Origin of the sequence: Muriventricola aceti, from assembly GCF_025567565.1 — a bacterium.
GTDB classification, from domain to species: Bacteria; Bacillota; Clostridia; order Oscillospirales; family Oscillospiraceae; genus Lawsonibacter; species Lawsonibacter aceti.
Map to the genome: position 1 here is coordinate 98,443 of NZ_JAOQKF010000006.1, position 15,488 is coordinate 113,930.

The 15,488-nt window shown below is 56.4% G+C and carries 14 protein-coding genes and 1 tRNA gene; 4 read left to right on the plus strand and 11 right to left on the minus strand.

Annotation, left to right across the window (positions count from 1 at the left end):
• Positions 1-19 precede the first annotated feature (19 nt).
• The 4 genes from OCV64_RS08230 to OCV64_RS08245 all read left to right on the plus strand — a co-directional run bounded on the left by OCV64_RS08230 (position 20) and on the right by OCV64_RS08245 (position 3,661).
• On the plus strand, positions 20-1,165 hold the full coding sequence (locus tag OCV64_RS08230) for an aldo/keto reductase (RefSeq protein WP_147571189.1): 1,146 nt from the start codon (positions 20-22) through the stop codon (positions 1,163-1,165).
• A 13-nt stretch (positions 1,166-1,178) separates the two neighbouring features.
• Complete coding sequence (locus OCV64_RS08235) at positions 1,179-1,577, plus strand: MerR family transcriptional regulator (protein ID WP_240287845.1); 399 nt, start codon at positions 1,179-1,181, stop codon at positions 1,575-1,577.
• Positions 1,578-1,748: 171 nt separating this feature from the next.
• Positions 1,749-2,540 (plus strand): sulfite exporter TauE/SafE family protein, encoded by a 792-nt coding sequence (locus OCV64_RS08240; protein ID WP_147571191.1) that lies wholly within the window; start codon positions 1,749-1,751, stop codon positions 2,538-2,540.
• A 2-nt stretch (positions 2,541-2,542) separates the two neighbouring features.
• Positions 2,543-3,661, plus strand: a complete 1,119-nt coding sequence (locus OCV64_RS08245; protein WP_262669785.1) for a radical SAM/SPASM domain-containing protein — start codon at positions 2,543-2,545, stop codon at positions 3,659-3,661.
• A gap of 50 nt (positions 3,662-3,711) precedes the next feature.
• On the opposite strand, the gene OCV64_RS08250 is transcribed toward OCV64_RS08245, so the two are convergent.
• The 11 genes from OCV64_RS08250 to hgdA form a co-directional block, all read right to left on the minus strand.
• Positions 3,712-4,815 (minus strand): GntR family transcriptional regulator, encoded by a 1,104-nt coding sequence (locus OCV64_RS08250; RefSeq protein WP_147571193.1) that lies wholly within the window; start codon positions 4,813-4,815, stop codon positions 3,712-3,714.
• 13 nt (positions 4,816-4,828) lie between these two features.
• Positions 4,829-6,181 carry a sulfatase-like hydrolase/transferase gene (locus OCV64_RS08255; protein WP_240287850.1) on the minus strand — a complete coding sequence of 451 codons (1,353 nt, stop codon included), beginning with the start codon at positions 6,179-6,181 and terminating at the stop codon, positions 4,829-4,831.
• 1 nt (position 6,182) lies between these two features.
• Positions 6,183-7,697, minus strand: coding sequence for a tripartite tricarboxylate transporter permease (locus OCV64_RS08260; protein WP_147571195.1), 1,515 nt, complete (start codon positions 7,695-7,697; stop codon positions 6,183-6,185).
• A gap of 18 nt (positions 7,698-7,715) precedes the next feature.
• Entirely contained in the window at positions 7,716-8,231 is a 516-nt protein-coding gene (locus tag OCV64_RS08265; RefSeq protein ID WP_186852477.1) for a tripartite tricarboxylate transporter TctB family protein, read from the minus strand.
• A gap of 96 nt (positions 8,232-8,327) precedes the next feature.
• Entirely contained in the window at positions 8,328-9,368 is a 1,041-nt protein-coding gene (locus tag OCV64_RS08270; protein ID WP_147571197.1) for a tripartite tricarboxylate transporter substrate-binding protein, read from the minus strand.
• 720 nt (positions 9,369-10,088) lie between these two features.
• Positions 10,089-10,165 (minus strand) — tRNA-Arg (locus tag OCV64_RS08275).
• Positions 10,166-10,379: 214 nt separating this feature from the next.
• Complete coding sequence (locus tag OCV64_RS08280) at positions 10,380-11,561, minus strand: sodium ion-translocating decarboxylase subunit beta (protein ID WP_147571198.1); 1,182 nt, start codon at positions 11,559-11,561, stop codon at positions 10,380-10,382.
• Positions 11,562-11,576: 15 nt separating this feature from the next.
• Positions 11,577-12,236 (minus strand): OadG family transporter subunit, encoded by a 660-nt coding sequence (locus OCV64_RS08285; protein WP_147571199.1) that lies wholly within the window; start codon positions 12,234-12,236, stop codon positions 11,577-11,579.
• Between the two features lie 16 nt (positions 12,237-12,252).
• On the minus strand, positions 12,253-12,672 hold the full coding sequence (locus OCV64_RS08290; protein WP_262669786.1) for a biotin/lipoyl-containing protein: 420 nt from the start codon (positions 12,670-12,672) through the stop codon (positions 12,253-12,255).
• A 201-nt stretch (positions 12,673-12,873) separates the two neighbouring features.
• On the minus strand, positions 12,874-14,010 hold the full coding sequence (gene hgdB, locus OCV64_RS08295) for a (R)-2-hydroxyglutaryl-CoA dehydratase subunit beta (protein ID WP_240287852.1): 1,137 nt from the start codon (positions 14,008-14,010) through the stop codon (positions 12,874-12,876).
• Complete coding sequence (hgdA, locus tag OCV64_RS08300; RefSeq protein WP_147571202.1) at positions 14,007-15,470, minus strand: (R)-2-hydroxyglutaryl-CoA dehydratase subunit alpha; 1,464 nt, start codon at positions 15,468-15,470, stop codon at positions 14,007-14,009. The genes hgdB and hgdA overlap by 4 nt, the downstream gene beginning before the upstream one ends.
• Between the last annotated feature and the right edge of the window lie 18 nt (positions 15,471-15,488).

Sequence of the window (15,488 nt, forward strand, 5' to 3'; positions counted from 1 at the left end):
AGAACAGGAGAACTACAACATGAAATACCGCATACTGGGCCGCACTGGCCTTCGGGTCAGTGAGATCGGCATGGGCTGCGAGGGGCTGGTAGACAAGCCCTATACAACCGTGAAGGAATTTATTGACCAGATGGAGGAGAGCGGCATCAACTGCATCGACCTCTACTCCCCTGACCCGGATATGAGGTCTAACCTGGGTCGCGCCCTCCGGGGGCGCCGCAACAAGTTTGTCCTTCAGGCCCACCTGTGCACCATCTGGAAGAACGGTCAATACAAGCGGACCAGGAACATCGACGAGGTGCGCGAGAGCTTTGAGGATCAGCTCCACCGCCTGGAAACGGACCATGTGGAGATCGGCATGGTCCACTATGTGGATTCTCTCTCTGACTGGGAGGCGGTCCAGTCTGGGCCGGTCATGGCCTATGCCCAGCAGCTGAAGGCGGCGGGCCGCATCGGCTGCATCGGTCTGTCCAGCCACAACCCCCAAGTAGCCCAGGCGGCAGTGGGCAGCGGTCTTATCGACGTGCTCATGTTCAGTGTCAATCCCTGCTACGATCTGCAGCCCGCCAGCGAGGATGTAGAGGAGTTGTGGGCGGAGAAAAACTATGAAAAAGACCTAGTCAACATGGACCCACAGCGCCAGGCCCTCTATGAGAGCTGCCAGAGGCAGGGAGTGGGCATCACCGTGATGAAGGCTTTTGGGGGCGGCGACCTGCTCAGTCAGTATTCCCCTGCCGGAAAGGCTCTTACCCCCTTTCAGTGCCTCCACTATGCCCTGACCCGCCCCGGTGTGGCCTCAGTCATGTCAGGGGCCCGAACTCTGGAGGAACTGCGTGTTTGTTTGGACTATGAGCAGGCCAGCGAAGAGGAAAAGGACTATGCCGCCGCCTTTGCCTCCCTGCCTAAGATCAGTTGGAAGGGACACTGTATGTACTGCGGTCACTGCGCTCCCTGCCCTAAGGGGATTGACGTGGCCTCCGTCACCAAGTTTTTCAATCTTGCCAAGGCGCAGGGCCAGATTCCGGAAACGGTGCGGGAGCATTATATGGGTCTCCCCAGCCACGCTGGGGCGTGCATCGCCTGCGGCGCCTGTGAGAATCGCTGTCCCTTTGGCGTCCCTATCATCCGAAATATGGCGGACGCTGCCGCTCTGTTTGGACTGTAAGGAGGACTGTTCCATGACCATTGCCGAAGTGAGCAGACAATATGATATCTCTGCCGATACCCTGCGGTACTACGAGCGTATCGGACTCATTCCTCCGGTCCCCCGGAACAAGGGCGGCATCCGTGACTATGACCAGGAGTCCTGCGGCTGGATCGAGCTGATGAAGTGTATGCGTTCGGCCGGGGTACAGATCGAGGCTCTTATCAAGTATGTGGACCTATTTCAGCAGGGAGACGCCACTCTGGATGCCCGAAAGGCTCTGCTGATGGACCAGCGGGATCGGCTGATGGCCCGCATGGCGGATATGCAGGCCTCGCTGGACCGGCTGAATGACAAAATCCAGCGTTATGAGCAGGGGCTGATGTCCCAGGAGCGCCTGCTCCAGCGACTCCATACGGAGCGCCAGATGTAAAACTGTCCATAAAAGGCGCCCGGCCTATTGACCGGGCGCCTTCCCCTGTATTTTATTAATCGCCCTCCGGCCTCCCACGGAATTCTTTTGTCCATTTCCTCTGGAATATGCTATAATGAGAGCAAAGCACGTTCTCTTCTGGAGATGGAAGCGGACCGGGAGGTAATTTCTATGCAGTACATACTATATTTTTTGATCGCCATCGGCGCTACCACAGTGGGCTCCCTCACGGGGATGGGAGGCGGAGTTATCATCAAGCCGCTGATGGATGTGATGCACCACTTCGATGTGGAGACCATCGGTGTCTTGTCCTCCATCACGGTCTTCTCCATGTCCGCTGTTTCCATTGGAAAGCAGATGCTGGCCAAGGTACAGATTCCCTTTCAAATTGCCATTCCCCTCTCTCTTGGTTCTGTGGTGGGCGGCTACATCGGACAGTGGATGTTGAGCGCCATCGTATCCGGCGTTCAGGCCCAGGGCTTGGTCACCGTAGTCCAGAACGGACTGCTGGCCGTCCTCATCCTGTGTGTCTACCTCTATATGAAGCATAAGGCGAATATCCGGGGGCTCCAGCTCTCCGGGGTCCCGGTATCCCTGGCGGCCGGCTGCTTTCTCGGCATCTGTTCCTCTTTTCTAGGGATCGGCGGCGGCCCGATCAACGTAGCCCTTATCATCTACCTATACTCTGTCAGCACGAAAATGGCCACTGTCTGCTCTCTGATGACCATTCTTTTTGCCCAGATCTCCAAGCTGGTCACGGTGGCCCTTTCTACCGGGTTTCTGGTATATGACCTGTCTGTCGCTCCGGTCATGGTGGTGGGCGCCATCGCCGGCGGCTTTCTCGGCGCCAGCTTGAGCAAGCGGTTCTCCGAGGCGGGAGTCGAGCGGGCCTTCAACTGCGTTCAGCTCCTGGTGCTGGCCATTGCCCTGTTCAATATCGCCCGCAACCTGATTGGGGGGTGAGCATGGGAAATCTCACTTTCTTAGTCAAGCCCGCCTCCAGCCTGTGCGGGATGCGATGCCGCTACTGCTTTTATGAGGACATTTCTGCCCTTCGGTCCGTCAAGAGCATGGGCGTTATGTCACTGGAAACCGCGCACCGGCTCCTGGAGTCTGGCATACAGGCGGCAGGTCCTCATGGCTCCCTCCAAATCACCTTCCAGGGCGGCGAACCCACGCTGGCTGGTCTGGACTTTTTCCAAAGTTTTATCGCTTTGGAGCGGGAGCTCTGCCCTTCTACAATCCAAATCAGCCACTCCATCCAGACCAACGGAATGGCGCTGGATGGAGACTGGGTCCGGTTTTTTCAGGAAAATCGGTTTCTGGTAGGCCTGTCTCTGGATGGAAGCCGGGAGATCCACGACCGCTTCCGGGTGGACGCCCAAGGCCGGGGAAGCTGGGACCGGGCGACCCGTTCCCTGGCCCTTTTGGACAAGGCCGGTGTGGAAACCAACCTTCTGTGCGTCATTACAGGTCCTCTGGCCCGCAGCGCCCAAAAGGTGTATCATTCTCTGAACAAGCTGGGCAGCCATGCCCTTCAGTTCATCCCCTGCCTGGACCCCCTGGAGGGGGAACGTGGGTGTATGCCCTGGTCTCTGACCCCCCAGCGGTACAGTCAGTTTCTTCGAGACCTGTTTGACTGCTGGTATCTGGATTTGCAGCGAGGCCACTATGTGAGCATCCGTCTCTTTGACGACTATCTCCGCATCCTGGCCGGGATGCCCCCCAGCACCTGTGCCTCCTCTGGCGCCTGCGGAAGCTACTTGGTCGTGGAGGGGGACGGCGGCCTCTATCCCTGCGACTTCTTTGTGCTGGACCAGTGGTATCTGGGCAATATCCACCAGATGTCTGTAGAAGAGGCCGTCCAGAGTCCGAGAGCCCTGGCCTTTCTGGATGAGGGCCGCCGCCGGCCCCGAGACTGCCTTGGCTGTCCCCACCTCTCCCTCTGCCGGGGCGGGTGTCCCCGGGATTGGACTGGACTTGGACTGGACAGAGCAAACTACTACTGCCCTGCCTTCCACGCCTTCCTGGACTACGCCCTCCCCCGGCTTCGGCAGGCCGCGGGAACCATTCTATCTAAATAAACAAAAAAGCCCTGAGCGGTCCTGTCTGGACTGCTCAGGGCTTTTTTGTTTCAAAGTTCCCGAATGGAGGTGCCGATGTAGATTTTGGGTTTCATCACATAGGTATAATTTTTGTCGTCACAGTCCCGGCGCTCGATCATGGTCATCAGGCGGGTAGCCACCAGTTGGCCCACCTTCCTACCCTGATGGACAGAGCAGGTGATCCCCTCTGCTTCCCAGTCATTCCCAGAGTAGTCAAAGCAGACCAAGGAACAGTCCTCAGGAACCCGCCTTCCCTGCTCCTCCAACACCTGGCGCACCAGGCGGTAGATCATATAGTTGCAGCATACCACCGCAGTATACTTGGGCAGGCTCCGCAGAAAGCGGTCAATGGAGCGGGCAAAACGGGGATCGTGGGCCTCGTTAGACACGCACCACTTGATATAGTCGTCCTGGTAATCCACCCCCCGCTTGATCAGGGCGGCGGTGGTTCCCTGGAATTTCTCAATGCTCTGATAGTTGTCATAGACGAAAATACCCGCAATCTGCCGGTGTCCCGCCTGTACCAAAAGCCCAATCAGCCGGTCAGCGCACTCCATGTCGTTGACGATGACCCGGGGATAGTGCAGATTTTTATAATAGTTGTTATAGAAGATGACCGGGATGCGCCGGCGATAAATTTCCTGATAGCAGTCCAGATTTGGGTTGAGCAGACTGGCCTTTACACCGTCGATAATAAAGCCATCAAAATGCTGGTGCACCACTGTCTGTAAGCAGCGCCGTTCCGTGGAAAACTTGTTGTCTGTAAAGAACACCCGCAGATCCACCCGGTCAGCGGGGAGCACGCTCTTTACCCCTTCCAGCAGACCGGAATTGGCGTTGGAATCCTGCCCCTGAAGGATCAGTCCAATCTTTTGGGCGGTGGATCCCACATCCAGTTCTCTTGACAGGGCGGCCTCCTTATTGATGTAAGTACCACTGCCCTTTACCCGGCGGATCAGTCCCTCCTGGTCCATACGGGCCAGGGCGGACCTGGCCGTCTCCCGGCTGATGTCCAGCCGGCGGCACAGGGCGTTCTCCGAGGGAAGCTTCAAATTGCCGGAAAACTTGTTTTCATCAATATAGGCCAGCAACCAGCGGTAGACCTGCTCCGACTTTTTATCGGCGCCTGCCAAGGAAATTCCCTCCTCAGTCAACAATGGCCGGCCGGGTCCCCTCCGCCCGCTCGATCCAGTCCGCCAGGCGGGCACGCATATCCTCCTTCACCTGGGCATAGGAGGGATCGGCTACCACGTTGTTCAACTGCCAGGGATCGACCTTCAGATCATAGAGGAAGTCGTCCGCGTAGAGGTCAGAGGCTGCCGCCTCGCCGCCGTTGACACCGGGGGCATAGACAGAGTAGAGATAATCGGCCGTACGGACGCAGCGGCCCACCCGGCTCTCCGAAATCTGGGCGAACACCTGGTTAGGTCTATTATCGTCCTTTTTCTCCACTACGTCAAGGAGGTTCTCTCCGATCATCTCATCGCCCACGTCTACACCAGCTAGGGCCAGAATGGTCTTGGGCAGGCTTTCGGTGGACACCAGCTCCTCCACCGCTACACCGCCCTTGAAGGGGCCGCCGGCGATGACCAGGGGCACATGGAGGGCGCCGTCATGGCAGGATCGCTTGTAGTCATCGTAGCCGTTGAGATGGCCGTCGGTGTTTCGGGTTTTGAAGTGGGAGCCGTGGTCAGAGGCAAAGATGATGACGGTATTATCGTACAGCCCCTCCTTTTTCAGCCGCTCCACCAGCCGTCCCAGGTTCTCGTCCAGGCTGGCGCACTGGCCCAGGTAGTCAGGGTACTCCTCCGCGGCGTTGCCTTTGAGCACCTCCAGATCGTGGGGCAGGACGAAGTTCCTGTACTTCTCCTTGGAGCCCTCGGGTCCCTCGTAGTGCTTGCGGTCATTCTGGTGGTGGGGCTCGATCTGGGAGATGGTCATAAAGAAGGGCTTTTTCCGGTCATAGGTGTCAAAGAACTCCAGCGCCATGTTGTTGATGCAGTCGGCCCGGTAGCCCTTGAAGTCGACGCGGTTGTTGTTCTCGTCGAATACATAGCCGTCATAGCCGTGGGAGGTAAACTCCAACACGTCGGCGGCCCTCCAGTATCCGGTATATCCACCCCGAAGCTCCTTGGGAATGGCAGTGATGGTGTGGTCAATCGTGGGGGGCTTCTCCAGCTCGCCGTCACTGGCCAGGTGCCACTTGCCGATGTAGGCGGTCTCATATCCCGCCTCCTCGATGTAGTTTGCCAGAGTCTTGACGCCAGCGGGCAGCATGATGTTGTTGCGGAAGCAGCCCGTCTCGGTGGGATATTTTCCGGTCTGGAACAGGGCGCGGCAGGGGCCGCACACCGGCTGGGGGGAAAAGGCGTTGTCAAACTTCACGCCTTCCTGGGCCAGTTTGTCCAGATTGGGGGTGATGTCCAGAGGCTGGCCGAAACAGCCGCAGGTATCCCAGCGCTGCTGGTCGGTGAAGTAAAAGATAATATTATTGGGCATATCAGTTGTCCTCCTTCTGGACGGCGGCCTTGGCAGCCTTGGCCTCTTTCAGCTTGCCGCGAATGATGGCGGCCAGCGCCACGACGATCAGCGCCAGGAATATCTTGCAGTAGATACTCTGGAAGAAAATGCTGGGGCTGCCGTCGGAGATAAGCAGGGCACGGCGGAAGTTGGTCTCGGTCATGCTGCCCAGCACCAGGCCCAGCAGGATGGGCACGGGAGGCAGGTCCAGCTTGCGCAGGACCCAGGCCAGCACGCCGAAGATGAGGGCCACGCCCACGTCAAAGTAGTTTTCGTTAACGGAGTAGGCGCCGGCAAAGCAGAAGATCACAATGATGGGGGTAAGAATCTCCTGGGGGATGGAGACCACTTTTGCAAACAGGGTGGTAAGGAACTTGCCCTGGAGCAGCATAAAGAGGTTGACCAGGATGAGTCCCAGCATGATGGCATACATGATATCGCCGTCTGTAGTGAACAGAGAAAGGCCGGGGTTCAGGCCGTTGATCATCAAGGCGGAAAGCATGATGGCCACCGTGCCATCGCCTGGGATGCCCAGGGTGAGCAGGGGGATCAGAGTTGCGCCGGTAACGGCGTTGTTGGCCGATTCGGCGGCGGCGATGCCCTCCACGGAGCCGTGGCCGAACTCCTCTGGATGCCTGGACAGGTTCTTGGCAGTGTTGTAGCTGAACCAGGACGCCTCGGAGGCGCCGGTGCCGGGGATGATGCCTACCATCACCCCGATGATAGAGGACATGATCACCGGGCGGGCCATGCGTTTATACTCCTCCCTGGTGATCTTGCCGTCGTCCTTGATCTTGGTGGTGTCCAGATTTAGGCTGCCCAGCCGCTTTTCCGCCTTGGCCAGGATCTCCACCAGGGCGAACAGGCCGATCAGGCAGATGGCCAGATCCAGCCCGAGATACAGCCGGGAGATGCCGAAGGTGAAGCGGTCATAGCTGGTCATGGGGTCCGTGCCCACGCAGGAGATGAGCAGGCCCAAGCAGGCGGAAATCAGGCCCCGGATGATACTCTTGCCGGAGACACCCGCGATGATGGTCAGGCCAAAGACACAGACCATAAAATACTCCGCAGTGCCCAGCTGGGCGGCCACCTTGGCCACCTGGGGGCCCAGGAACAGCAGCATCAGGGCGGAGAACACGCCGCCAAAGGTAGAGGCGTACAGTGCAATCTTCAGGGCCGCCTTGGTCCGCCCCTGCTCAGACAGAGGATGGCCGTCCAGCATGGTGGCCGCGGCGTGTGGCGTACCCGGCGTATTGATCAGGATGGCGGATACGCTGCCACCATAACCGCCGGCGCAGTAGATGCCCAGCAGGAACATCATGCCCGGGATGGCGGTCATGGTATAGGTGACGGGCAGGAACAGGATGACGCACAGGATCACGCTCAGTCCGGGAATAGCGGCAAAGACCGATCCGACGAACACGCCGATATTGATCCACAGGATATTTTCCAGCGTGAAAAGAAGGCCGGTAGCGGGAACGATATATTGCATCATAAAACGTTCAGCCTCCTTCTAAAATTCCACATTCAGGACGAAACGGAAGCACGCCCAAATGACCACAGCCAAGGTGATGGTGATCACATAATAAGAGGGCTTTTTGCAGCGGAAATAGACCAAAAAGCCCAGACAGCAGAACACAGCGCCCACCACAAACAAGTCGGTGAAGCGGCACAGCAGATAGGTGATAACCAGAATGGTCAGGATAGCCAATGCTTTCAGCTCGGTCTGGAGGTTGATCACCTTCCAGTTGAGGGGCTGCTTGGTAAAGAGCTTATACAGCTCCTTGACGATCAGCATCCCGCAGCAAATCATCATCACGACCATCAGCAGGGTGGGGAAGGCGCGGCCATTCACTACGTCCTTGTCCGACACGATCACCTGCTGGGGCATAACGAACAGGATTGCCAGCGCAAAGAGAAAAAAGAGAATTCCCACCGTCAAGTCCACAGGGATGCGGATCTCTTTTTCACAGAGCTTTTCTCCCCATGCGTCCAGACGGGCATGGAATCGATTGATCCAGTTTTTCATCCGAATAAAAACCTCCTCAGTCTGCACACACATAAAACCGGGGAATGGGTGGGATATTTCCCCATCCCATTCCCCAGTTATTGTGGTTGGTCAGGATTAGCCGGCAACGATATCCTTGTACTCGTTGACGATGTTCTTTACATTCTCCACATGGGCGTCCACATCCTCCTGGGACATGGGGTCAACCTCCAGCAGCATAGTATCCTGCAGCCAGGCGGCAACTTCCTCATCGGCCAGGATCTTGCCATACAGCTCCTTCAGAGCAGCTACAGTGGCCTCGTCCGTACCAGCACGGGCCATGATGAAGCAGCGGTTGCGGAAGTAGGGATAGCCCTTCTCACCGACGCCCTCCACGCCCGCGAAGGGTCCATGCTCCAGAGCCTTCTCATCAAAGGCGCAGGGGATGGTCACGCCGCCCTGCTGATAGGTCTCCAGAATTTGGGACTGGTGGGAGACGGCAAACTGGGTCTCGCCCTTGGCCACAGCCTGAGCGGCCTCGGCGGCGGACTGATAGGGAGTCAGCTTCAGCTTGTCACCGGCGCCCATCTTTCCGAACAGGGCTGCGGCCAGGAATGCCTCAGAGCTGGTGGCGCCGTTGACAGCCACACTGATCTCATTGCCGGCGGCTACATAGGCCTCCAGGTCGGCGATGGTCTTGATATTCAAATCAGCGGAGGCGGAGAGCACAAAGATGGAGGAGTAGAGGTTTTCCACATAGGCAAAGTCCTCAGCGGTAAACTTCATTTTGGCAGGATCGATGATGGAGGTAATAGACAGCAGGCCCTCGCCCACAAATACCAGCTCTGGATCATTGGCCTTGGTGTCCATGACCCAGGTATTGACAGTGGCGGCGTCGCCCTTAATTGCCTCGGCGACCAGAGTGATCGCGTCGGAATACTCAGTGGACTTAGAGGCGGCCTTCTGGCTCACCATAGCCGCTACGCCGGAGGGGGCCCAGGGGCAGGTCACCTTCCAGCTGGACTTCTTGACAGTAGTGGAGGGGGTGCTGGTGCTTGTACTAGAATTGCTAGAGCTTCCGTCATTGGTTCCGGTGTTTTTTCCGCTGTCGCCGCAGCCAGCCAGCAGGCCAACGGCCATTGCGAGAGCAAGAGATAAGCTAAGTAAACGCTTTTTCATGATTCATTCTCCTTTTTCACAAATTTTCCAGAATTGGGGTGTGTGACCACCACACCTGTTGTCCTCAATATATCATGGTGGATTTTTTGAATCAACAGATTTAAAACAAATTTTTATAAAGTTGTATGGCAATAACCTCTTTTTAGAAATGCTGTATTCTTTTCATTAAAATTTTGTTTATTTTGTACAACTTTTATGGTCCTTTTTTGACAGACTCACTCAGTGGCTGATAAGAAGTTTTATATTCAACAGATCTATTTCATATAAACTCTTTTGAATGAAAACCAAACAATTAATTGAAAGAAACCGCACTCTTTATAGTTTAAGAAAGCAAAATCTTAATCTAGTGTGTGGTTCGAATGCTAAATGCAAAAAAGATAACTTACTCAGATTGGCTCAACCTCTTTCTGAGTATTTAATGCTCCAAAAGTACAAACCGCCCTTCCGGCGGAAACACAGAAAAACCTAAGAAGTAGTCCATACAATAGTTGAATAAAATTTTTAGATGCAATAAAAAAGACGCCGAAGCAAGACTTACTTACTTCGACGTAAAAAATAGTTAAAATTGATATTGCTGCTCAATAAAATAAGAGCGCCACAAATCGGCGGCCCTAAAGCACCTCAACAACCAAGAGTTCTATCTGAAGATGAGAAGCAACTATTTAGGTGCGCTTTGACTTTAAAAAAAGTCGGAGCAAGCCATTATAGCTTGCTCCGACGTGGTACGGCTGAAGGGATTCGAACCCCCGACCTACTGGTTCGTAGCCAGTCACTCTATCCAACTGAGCTACAGCCGCATACCGCAAAGAGGATTTCCTCTTGACAGCTTGGTTATTATAGCACAGTCAGATTTAAAATGCAACCATTTTATTCAAATTTTTTGACTAATTTCTTTTTTTCTTTACACTCATAATTTTTTCTTCCAAATTACCTTGGCCTTCGGAATTATTTTTAAAATAAAGCGGCCCCACGGCGTTTGCCGTGGGGCCGCCCTGCTTATCAAACAGAGGATCAGCCACCGAATACCTTGATCATAAAGCCAGCAGCGCAAGCGGAGCCGATAACACCGGCCACGTTGGGGCCCATAGCGTGCATGAGCAGGAAGTTCGTGGGATTCTCCTTCTGGCCGACGACCTGGGAAACACGGGCGGCCATAGGCACCGCAGATACACCAGCGGAGCCAATCAAGGGGTTGACTTTACCGCCAGTCAGGACATACATCAAGTCTCCCAGCAACAGACCGCCAGCGGTAGACAGCAGGAAGGCAGTCAAGCCCAGAGCAACGATACCCAGAGTCTGGGGAGTCAGGAACTGATCAGCAGTGGCTTTAAAGCCCACAGACAGTCCCAGAGGAATGGTCACGATGTTGATCAGAGCATTCTGAGCAGTATCGGACAGGCGCTCGGTGACGCCGCACTCACGGAACAAGTTACCCAGCATCAGCATACCGATCAGAGGAGCTGTATCGGGGATCAACAGCACCACGAAGATGGTTACAGCGATGGGGAAGATAATCTTCTCCGTCTTGGAAACCACACGAAGCTGGCTCATCTTGACCTGACGCATCTTCTTGGTGGTCATCAGCTTCATCAGCGGAGGCTGGATCAGAGGTATCAGAGCCATGTAGGAATAAGCCGCAATGGCAATCGCCGGCAGTAGATTCACAGACAGCTTCGACGCCGTCAGAATGGCCGTCGGGCCATCAGCACCGCCGATCACGCCGATAGCGGCCGCGTCAGCGGGAGTAAAGCTGATCAGGCCGTTGGTAATGGGACCCAGAGCCAAAGCCATCAGGAAGGCCGCAAAGATACCCAACTGGGCGGCGGCGCCCAGCATCAGAGATACGGGGTTGGCCAGCAGAGGGCCAAAATCCGTCATAGCGCCAATACCCATAAAGATAATGGATGGGTATATGGCGTATTGGACGCCCTGATAGAGCACCCACATAAAGCCCACCGTTCCGCTGTGGGTGGCGGCATCATAGACGGGCTCGTTGAACAGCCCGGTGACCGGCAGGTTAGCCAGCAGCATACCAAAGGCGATGGGAACCAGCAACAAAGGCTCGAAGCCCTTGCCAATGCCCATATATAGCAGGACACAGGCAATAAACAGCATGAGCGCGGTTTTCCAATCCAGAGCGGCAAAGCCAGAACCCTGCATGATCTTAGTCAAAACTTCCGTTACAAAATTCATACTTTACCCCTCCTTTCAACCGATGGTGACCAACAGGTCATCGGTATTGACAGCGGTACCCACCACAGCGGAAACGGACTTGACGGTGCCGTCCGCAGGGGCGGAAACTTCGATTTCCATCTTCATGGCCTCCAGAACCACCAGGACATCGCCTGCCTTTACGGACTGGCCTACGGAGCACTCTACCTTAAAGATGTTGCCGGGCATAGGGCTCTTGACCGCTGTCTCACCAGCCGCCACCGCAACGGGGGCGGCTGCGGTCGGAACCGCGGCCGGAGCAGGCGTAGCGGCGGGAGCAGGGGCGGCAGCCACAGGGGCAGCCGCGGCAGGAGCCGCAGGGGCGGCGGCAATATTGGTGATGCGGAAGGAGTTGGGCGCCATCCCGGACTCCTCAGCAACCGCAGCCATCATAACCGCAACCAGCTCACCCTCATCCACAGCCGGTGCGGCAGGCGCAGCCGCCGGGGCGGGCGCGGGGGCGGCTTTCTTTTGCGGAGCGGGAGCGGCAGACTTTCCCTCGATGGCGTTCACGATCTTGGAAATAACCATGATAACCAGCATCAGGATGGCCAGCATCAGGAATACCACAAGCAGACCACAAACGGCGACCATTAGCGCCTCCGGGACTGAAAGCGGTTCAAATGGATTCAGGATTGCGATATCTGCATTAGGCATAGATCATAGTCCTCCCTTAACCCAGAGTGACCAGCAGATCGTCCGTATTGACAGCGGTGCCTACCACAGCAGAAACAGCCTTGACCGTACCATCCACAGGTGCGGAAACCTCAATTTCCATCTTCATGGCCTCCAGAACCACCAGGACATCGCCTGCCTTCACGGACTGGCCCACAGAGCACTCCACCTTAAAAATGTTGCCAGGCATGGGGCTCTTGACTGCCGTCTCACCGGCGGCCACGGTGGCGGCAGGAGCCGCAGCGGGAGCAGGCGTAGCGGCGGGAGCGGGAGCGGCGGCAGGAGCAGCCACAGGGGCGGCCACGGGAGCGGCAGCCACAGGGGCGGCGGCAGGAGCAACGGCCGCGGGAGCGGCGGCGCCAGTTTTCTCCACGGTCACGCTGTAAACCTTGCCGTTCACTGTAACGTTGTAGTTCATAGCTTGTTTTCCCCTTTACAATTTATTAATCGGCCGCTTAAATACTGACACGGGTATTTCTACTCCAGTATTCACGGCTTATGGTTCTCTCCCGCCTGTTTTAGAGGCGGGAGAGAACTTAAAATCGTGGATATTATACCAGTTTTATCCGTCTTATGTCAAGGTCCGGGTAAATGAGATAAAAATATCTATATAGAAACTTTACAGCACGTCGGCAAATGCCTGGATCGCGGTGCTGGCCTGGCCAAAGTCCCGCATCTGCTGGTCCACACCCAGCTTGATGTGGGGGATGCCCGCCCCATCCAGAGCTTTCTTCAGGTAGGGATACTCCATCTCCTCGGGGTCGCAGAACTGCTGCATGAACAGGACCAGACCCTGAGCGCCGGAGTCCTTGACCAGCTTGACCACAAACTCGCCACGGCGGTTCTGGTTAGAGTGCTCATCGTACAGCAGCACGTCGTAGTCCTGATCAGCGAACTGCTGGGCCAGCGCCATCATGGGGTCGCCGGTCTCAGCAGCGTCCACCAGACAGGGACGGCTCTCATGGGCCACATCGTCGGCGACAATGGCGATCTTATTGTCGTCAAAGATTTGCAACAGCTTGGGGTTGTCGCAGATGATGCCGGAGGTGACCACCTTCTTACCCTTCCAGTTGCAGGCGGGCAGCTTGGACAGCTCCGCGTTCAGCCGCTCCAGCAGATCGGTGTGCTCATCCTTCAGCATGAACCAAGAGGAGCGGAAGACTGCGGAACGGTTGACAGCGGAGATTACATCAGGGTGCTGGCCGGCCAGCTTGGCAAACTCCCTGCGGGCGGCCCGGCTGCGGTTATACACCTTGATAGCATTCCGCAACGCCTCGTCCGTAATAGGAGCGCCGGAGATCTTCTCTAACTCGTTCTTCACATGAGTGTACTGGTCCACGCAGAACTGCAGACCGAAAGCGGGCTTGCGGTGCTGAGGGTGGGCCAGGAAAATGCAGGGCAGCTTGCCCTCCATAGCCACCCGGAAGTTCTGGCTCATGGGGCGCAGGGTGTCACAAATGGTGGGGGTAATCAGGCCGTCCAGGTCGTCCAGTGTGCCATCCAGCAGCATCTCCAGCGCCAACTGGGCGATGGTGCAGTAGAAGGTGGCACAATACTCCTTGGCCTGGGCGATGGTCTTGCTGTTGCTGCCCCAGATGCCCATGGGCACCATCCCAGCGGCATAGACCAGCTCCTCAGGGGCGTAATAGGGCAGGACGCCGATGACCTTCTTACCCTGCTCCTTATAGGCCTTGATCCGACGATAGGGGTGGTCGGAGGCCTCCTTAAACTGATTCAGCAGTACCTCGATGCTCATTTCTCAGCAGCCTCCTTCGCAGCTTTGTTAGCCTCCATGGCCTCTACCAGGCCCTGGACACGGGTCTCATACTGGGCCTCGTTGAAGTTACGGGGATCGGCCTGGTCGCCGTCAAAGCCGGCGCAGGGCACACCCAGATCCTTAGTAAAGCGGCGCTGCATCTCGGCCATGTAACCGGACCAGGGCTTGCAGGAACGGTTATAGTGGACCAGCACGCCGTCCACCTTGTTGTCCCGGCAGATGCCCTCACGCCAATCCACGCCCTGCTCGATACACACAGAGTTGGGGGCCTTGCAGTAGGCGCGGACCATCTCGTCCATGTTATTGTACACGAAGCCGAAAGCGGGGGCGTACACAACGGCGGTGACGTTGACACCATGCTCCTTCAAGGGCTTGAACAGGGAGGGCAGCTTGGGCCAGCAGGGGATACCCTCGAACATGACGCGGTACTGCTCCGGGAAGGGCGTTGTAGACTTACCCTCCTTGATGGCCTCATCCAAATCGCGGGAGAGCTGCTCAAAAGCCTCGGCAGCCTCCACACGGCCGCGGGCGGTCACAACGTCGGCCATGTGGTTGAACAGGTCGAAGCCGGAGTAAGGAGCGGGCTTGTACTGCAGATAGTCGCACACCTTCAGCCAGGCCTTGGCGGTCCGATTGGCGTTGGCGCAGGCTTCGTCAAACTTCTTCTCGTCAAACTTTTTGCCGGTCAGCTTCTCCAGGTCATGAATAGCGTTGTCAAACTGGCCGCGGATATAGGCCACATAGGTATCGTCTACTTCTACCGTATTGTTATAGGGGATATCGATCATGATCAGTGGGATATCGCACATACGGGCAATATTCTCATACCACTTGGTCATGCAGTTGCAGATGTTGTTGCAGCACAGCACAAAGTCGGGCTGAGGCATGCGCATCTGGCGGTAAGGCTTGATGGCCTCCCGGCGGAAGTTCTTATAGGCGATCTCCTTCTCGGTGGTTTCAGGCAGAGCCTCGATCTCATAGATGTCATCCAGCACGGTGTAAGGCTGCATGGTTTTGGGATCCTTCTTGGGCTTGCCAGTCTCAGGGTCGATGACCACCTTGCCGTTCTCGTCCTTCAGGGGCTTTCCGCTGTTGGGGTTGATGACAAACTCCAGCGTTTCAGGGTCAAATTTGCGGCTGGCGCGCTTGCCGGCGGCATAGGCCAGGCTAATACGGGCGTAGCCGCAGATGTCGTTGTCAAAACCCAGGTCCTCGGCGGCCTGACACATAATCTCGCCGTCCCGGTTGGCGGCGATACCGGCGGCCTGGTTTTCAGGGTACATTACGTTCAGGTCAAAGGCGGCGGCCAGCTCACAGGGGAACTTGGAGCTGGACCAGCCCACCAGCTTGCCCTCTTTCTTGGCCACACGGGCGTCGGCGTAGACGTCCTCAACGACCTTACGCAGAGCCTTTACGCCAGGACTTACTTCTTTAGCCATTGTAAATTCCTCCTTACC

Excerpts from the sequence above, each read along its gene's own strand:
- OCV64_RS08290 (WP_262669786.1), bottom strand. The coding sequence starts at position 12,672 with ATGAACTACAACGTTACAGTGAACGGCAAGGTTTACAGCGTGACCGTG.
- OCV64_RS08255 (WP_240287850.1), bottom strand. The coding sequence starts at position 6,181 with ATGCCCAATAATATTATCTTTTACTTCACCGACCAGCAGCGCTGGGAT.
- hgdB (WP_240287852.1), bottom strand. The coding sequence starts at position 14,010 with ATGAGCATCGAGGTACTGCTGAATCAGTTTAAGGAGGCCTCCGACCAC.
- hgdA (WP_147571202.1), bottom strand. The coding sequence starts at position 15,470 with ATGGCTAAAGAAGTAAGTCCTGGCGTAAAGGCTCTGCGTAAGGTCGTT.
- OCV64_RS08280 (WP_147571198.1), bottom strand. The coding sequence starts at position 11,561 with ATGAATTTTGTAACGGAAGTTTTGACTAAGATCATGCAGGGTTCTGGC.
- OCV64_RS08245 (WP_262669785.1), top strand. The coding sequence starts at position 2,543 with ATGGGAAATCTCACTTTCTTAGTCAAGCCCGCCTCCAGCCTGTGCGGG.
- OCV64_RS08235 (WP_240287845.1), top strand. The coding sequence starts at position 1,179 with ATGACCATTGCCGAAGTGAGCAGACAATATGATATCTCTGCCGATACC.
- OCV64_RS08260 (WP_147571195.1), bottom strand. The coding sequence starts at position 7,697 with ATGATGCAATATATCGTTCCCGCTACCGGCCTTCTTTTCACGCTGGAA.
- OCV64_RS08270 (WP_147571197.1), bottom strand. The coding sequence starts at position 9,368 with ATGAAAAAGCGTTTACTTAGCTTATCTCTTGCTCTCGCAATGGCCGTT.
- OCV64_RS08230 (WP_147571189.1), top strand. The coding sequence starts at position 20 with ATGAAATACCGCATACTGGGCCGCACTGGCCTTCGGGTCAGTGAGATC.
- OCV64_RS08240 (WP_147571191.1), top strand. The coding sequence starts at position 1,749 with ATGCAGTACATACTATATTTTTTGATCGCCATCGGCGCTACCACAGTG.
- OCV64_RS08285 (WP_147571199.1), bottom strand. The coding sequence starts at position 12,236 with ATGCCTAATGCAGATATCGCAATCCTGAATCCATTTGAACCGCTTTCA.
- OCV64_RS08265 (WP_186852477.1), bottom strand. The coding sequence starts at position 8,231 with ATGAAAAACTGGATCAATCGATTCCATGCCCGTCTGGACGCATGGGGA.